Consider the following 2,823-nt stretch of genomic DNA (forward strand, 5'->3'; position numbering starts at 1 on the left):
GGCCCGGACGCCGCCAGCGTCCGGGCCGTCGTCGTGCGCGGCAGGTCAGAACAGCTGGCGCAGGTTCGCCTTCGCGAGGTCGAGCAGCTTGGTGCCCTTGCCGTCGAGGACGGTGCGCATGGCGTAGAGCGCGAAGCCCTTGGCCTGCTCGAACTCGATGCTCGGCGGGATCGTCAGCTCCTGACGCTCGGTCTTGACCACCAGCAGCGCAGGCCCGTCGTGGGCGAGGAACTCGCGCATCACCGCAGGCAGGTCCGTCGTGTGGTCCGCGCGGAAGCCCTTGATGCCGGCTGCCTCCGCGATCGCCGCGAAGTCCGGGTTCTGCAGGTCCGTCCCGAAGGGGACGAACCCGGCGGCCATCATCTCGAGCTCCACGAAGTTCAGCGAGTCGTTGTCGAACACGAGCGTCTTCACGGGCAGGTCGTTCTGCACGAACGACAGCAGCTCGCCGAGCATCATGGCCAACCCGCCGTCGCCGGCCATCGCCACCACCTGGCGGGTGGGGTCGACCGCCTGGGCGCCGACCGCCTGCGTGACCGCGTTGGCCATGGAGCCGTGGGACAGGGAGCCGATGATCCGGCGGCGCCCGTTCATCGTCAGGTACCGGGAGGCCCAGACCACCGGGGAGCCGACGTCGGGCAGGAACACCACGTCGTCGTCGGCCAGCTCGTCGAGGAGGCGGGCCACGTACTGCGGATGCACGCGTCCGCGTCCCGGGGAGGCCAGCTGGTCGAGGTCCTTGCGGGTCTTGGCGTAGTGCTTGAGCGCCTTGTCCAGGAACGCCGACGACGAGTTCCCGCGCAGCAGCGGCAGCAGGGCCTGGGCCGTCTCCTTCACGCCGCCCACGAGCGGCACGTCCACGGCCACCCGTCGGCCGATCTGCTCGCCGCGCACGTCCACCTGGATGACCGTGGCGTCCTCGGGGTAGAACTGCCGGTACGGCAGGGAGGAGCCGAGGATCAGCAGAGTCTCGGCCTCCTTGAGCGCGTGGTAGCCGGAGGCGAAGCCGAGCAGGCCGGTCAAGCCGACGTCATACGGGTTGTCGTACTCGATCCGGTCCTTGCCGCGCAGCGCGTGGACGATCGGGGCCTGCAGGCGCTCCGCCAGGGCCACGACCTCGTCGTGGGCGCCGGCCGCACCCGCGCCGGCCAGGATGGTGATCCGCTTGGACGAGTCCAGGGCCTCGGCGGCCTCGCGCAGCACGGAGTCCGCCGGGATGACGCGGGACGGCGTGTGACGGATCACCTCGGGCTTCGCGGAGAGCTCGGTGAGGGCCACGTCGCCCGGGATCACGAGCACGGCCACGCCCCGCTGCTCGACGGCGGCCCGCATCGCGGTGCGCAGCATGCGGGGCATCTGGTCCGCCGAGGAGACGTGCTCCACGTAGACGGAGCACTCGCGGAACAGGTCCTGCGGATGGGTCTCCTGGAAGTAGCCCGAGCCGATCTCCTCCGACGGGATGTGCGCGGCGATCGCGAGCACCGGAGTGCGGGAGCGCTGGGCGTCGAACAGGCCGTTGATCAGGTGGAGGTTGCCCGGACCGCACGAGCCCACGCAGACCGCGAGCTCATCCGTGAGCTGGGACTCGGCGGAGGCCGCGAAGGCCGCGGTCTCCTCGTGCCGGGTGTGCACCCACTGGATGCCGCCGTGGGAGCGCAGGGCCTCGGTCAGCCCGTTGAGGGAGTCCCCGGGCACGCCGTACATGCGGCGCACGCCCGAGGCGTGGAGGGTCTCGACGATGTTCTGGGCGACGGTGGCCACGGTGGAACCTCTCTCTGGTCGGGAGGCGCCCGGGCCGGTTTCGGCAGGGGCGCGGCATTGCCTTCCACGCTAGGGGTCGAGGTCCAGGCCCGGGGAGGGTCGGCCGTCCGCAGAGGGGGCGTCCGGCCTGGTCAGCGCAGCAGGTCGCGCTCCACCCAGCGCAGCAGGGACTCGCCCGCCCGCTCGTGGACGTCGTCGGCGTCGCCGATGCCGCGTTCGGCGAGGATCGCCGCCGTCACCACGCCGTAGGGCTTCTCGGGGACGCCGTCGGCGGGCCGCACGTCCATGTGCTCCACGGCGAGTCCGCGCTCGTGCAGCCGGTCGGCCATGGCGTAGTCGCTGCGCGAGTCGCCCGCGGTGAGCCAGCGTTCGGGCACCGGGGTGCCCGCCTCCGCCAGCAGGTCGAAGCAGCGCTCGACGCCCAGGTCCTTGCCGGAGGAGCGGTGCTCGACGTCCACCGAGATCACCGAGGGGGCCACGCGCACCTCCTCGGCGAGTCCGCGCTCGGCGAGCAGATCCTCGACGCCCGCGGCGACGTCGTCGCGCACCCGCTCGTACTCCGTCTGGTCGGCGCCGACCGTCTTCTCGAGGGAGACCATGGCCAGCTTGGTGCGGTCGGTGAACTGCAGGTCCCCGGCGCGCTCATCGTTGAGGGCCCAGATCGCGTCACGGGTGTCCGCGTCGATGGCCATGTCCGGGTCGGTGCGGAGCCAGTCCGGGGCGGTGCCGTCCACGGTGACGTCGGGCAGGTCCCCGGAGGGCACCGCGGAGAACGGGAACCACACGGCGCCCTTCTCGCAGATCGCGTGGAAGGGAGCGTCGTCCGGGAGGCCCGCGTCGCGCAGCGGGGCGATCAGGTTGTGCAGGAGGAAGTCCGTGGAGCGGCCCGTGTTGAAGCCGACCGGCACCCCGCGCCTCGCGAGACGGACGAGCACGTCGATGATCCCCTCCGGCACGGTCCGGGTCTCGGTGGAGGCCACGGGGGCGTCCACGTCCAGCAGGAGTCCTATCGGGGAGGAAGTGCGCATGCCCCCACCCTAGGTGTAGGAGGGCATGACGTTG

Annotated in this window: 2 protein-coding genes; both read right to left on the reverse strand. The window is 71.8% G+C overall.

Going from position 1 to position 2,823, the window contains the following annotated elements; genetic code table 11:
* Positions 1 to 45 precede the first annotated feature (45 nt).
* Positions 46 to 1,761 carry a ubiquinone-dependent pyruvate dehydrogenase gene (gene poxB, locus HMPREF3105_RS07815; protein WP_041102769.1) on the reverse strand — a complete coding sequence of 572 codons (1,716 nt, stop codon included), beginning with the start codon at positions 1,759 to 1,761 and terminating at the stop codon, positions 46 to 48.
* A gap of 131 nt (positions 1,762 to 1,892) precedes the next feature.
* Complete coding sequence (locus HMPREF3105_RS07820; protein WP_049146689.1) at positions 1,893 to 2,789, reverse strand: HAD family hydrolase; 897 nt, start codon at positions 2,787 to 2,789, stop codon at positions 1,893 to 1,895.
* Positions 2,790 to 2,823: the final 34 nt, after the last annotated feature.

Source organism: Micrococcus sp. HMSC31B01, assembly GCF_001816085.1.
In the GTDB taxonomy this organism is placed as follows: domain Bacteria; phylum Actinomycetota; class Actinomycetes; order Actinomycetales; family Micrococcaceae; genus Micrococcus; species Micrococcus luteus.

What these genes read in the sequence shown, in the direction of transcription:
- HMPREF3105_RS07820 (WP_049146689.1), bottom strand. Translation starts at nt 2,789, where the DNA reads ATGCGCACTTCCTCCCCGATAGGACTCCTGCTGGACGTGGACGCCCCC.